The 1,701-nt window shown below is 30.7% G+C and carries 2 protein-coding genes; both read left to right on the forward strand.

What is annotated here, in order from left to right:
* Window positions 1–250 precede the first annotated feature (250 nt).
* Entirely contained in the window at window positions 251–1,273 is a 1,023-nt protein-coding gene (gene tsaD, locus AB2369_RS13195; protein ID WP_367666931.1) for a tRNA (adenosine(37)-N6)-threonylcarbamoyltransferase complex transferase subunit TsaD, read from the forward strand.
* A 19-nt stretch (window positions 1,274–1,292) separates the two neighbouring features.
* On the forward strand, window positions 1,293–1,701 hold a 409-nt coding region (locus AB2369_RS13200), incomplete at its 3' end, for an alpha/beta fold hydrolase (RefSeq protein ID WP_367666932.1).

Raw genomic sequence — 1,701 nt, forward strand, 5'->3', positions numbered from 1 at the left:
TCTTAATTTTATCTAAATTTATTTAAATACTTACTTAAGTATTTTATCTATTGATTACTATGTTAATTTTAATATTATAATAGGTAATTATCAAGAAAAATAGAATATATGTTCTTTAAATTGTAATAACTTTTCTATGTAGCCAAAGAATATACGTAGATACTTTGTAAAAGTTTTAATATAATTGAATAATGAAATGTATTGAAGTATAATACAATGAGGAAATATAAGAGAAAAAGGATGATTAATAATGAATAAAGATGTGGTAATATTAGCGATAGAAACAAGTTGTGATGAAACATCAGCATCAGTAGTGAAAAATGGAAGGGAAGTTTTATCTAATATAATATCTTCTCAAATTGATATACATACAAAATTTGGAGGAGTAGTTCCAGAGGTGGCTTCAAGAAAGCATATTGAGGTTATTGATGGAGTAGTTAAGGAAGCTTTAGATAAGGCAAATATGAATTTTAATGATATAGATGCTATAGGGGTAACCTATGGACCAGGCCTTGTGGGAGCACTTTTAGTAGGGCTTCAGTATGCCAAGGGACTTTCCTATGCTTTAAATAAACCTTTAATTGGAGTTAATCATATAGAAGGGCATATAAGTGCTAACTTTATAGAACATAAGGAATTAGAACCTCCTTTTATATGTCTTGTGGTTTCAGGAGGGCATACTTTCATAGTTTATGTTAAGGATCATGGAGACTATGAGATTATAGGACAAACAAGAGACGATGCAGCTGGAGAAGCTTATGATAAGATAGCAAGAGCTCTTGGACTTGGATATCCAGGAGGACCTAAGATAGATAAACTAGCTAAAGAAGGAAATGAGGATGCTATAAAGTTTCCAAGGGCTAATTTCCATGACAATAGCTTAGATTTTTCCTTTAGTGGAGTAAAATCTTCGGTACTTAATTATTTAAATAAGATGGATATGACGGGGGAAGAAGTAGTAAAGGCAGATGTGGCAGCTTCTTTCCAAAAGGCTGTAGTAGGGGTCTTAACTGATAATGTTATAAAGACTTGTAAATTAAAAAAGGTAGATAAAATTGCCATAGCAGGAGGGGTCGCTGCTAATTCAGCCCTAAGGAAATCTTTAATTAAGGAAGGTGAAAATATAGGAGTTAAGGTATTATTTCCTTCTTTAGTTCTTTGCACAGATAATGCAGCTATGATAGGTAGTGCTGCCTATTTCCAATATATAAAAGGGAATACATCTTCATTAAATCTTAATGCTAAACCTAATTTAAAATTAGGAGAGAGATAATTCATTAGGGAGGATAAGTATGAGGCTTATAAATTATTCAAACAGTATGCATACATATAAGGTTAAAAGAAAAATAAACAAAATTAAACTTATCCAGTATGTGTTAGTAATATTATTTTTAGTTTTAATGAGTGGATTTCTATTTGAAAATATAAGTAATAGTAAAATAAAGGCTTTAAACAAAAGTAAGACTAGAATAGCTACCATAGATGGAGCTAAAATACATTATAATATACAGGGGCAAGGGCCTTTTACAGTGGTTTTAGAAAATGATATAGCTACTACCTCTAATGAGTGGAATAAGGTTATTAAAGAAGGATCTAAGGATTTTAAGTTTTTCACATATGATAGGGCAGGCTATGGTAAAAGTGAAATAACAAATGGGGAGATAAATCCTAAAAAACAAGCAGAAGAACTTCATACTATTC

The sequence above is a fragment of the Clostridium sp. genome (assembly GCF_040797585.1).
Lineage (GTDB): Bacteria > Bacillota > Clostridia > Clostridiales > Clostridiaceae > Clostridium_Z.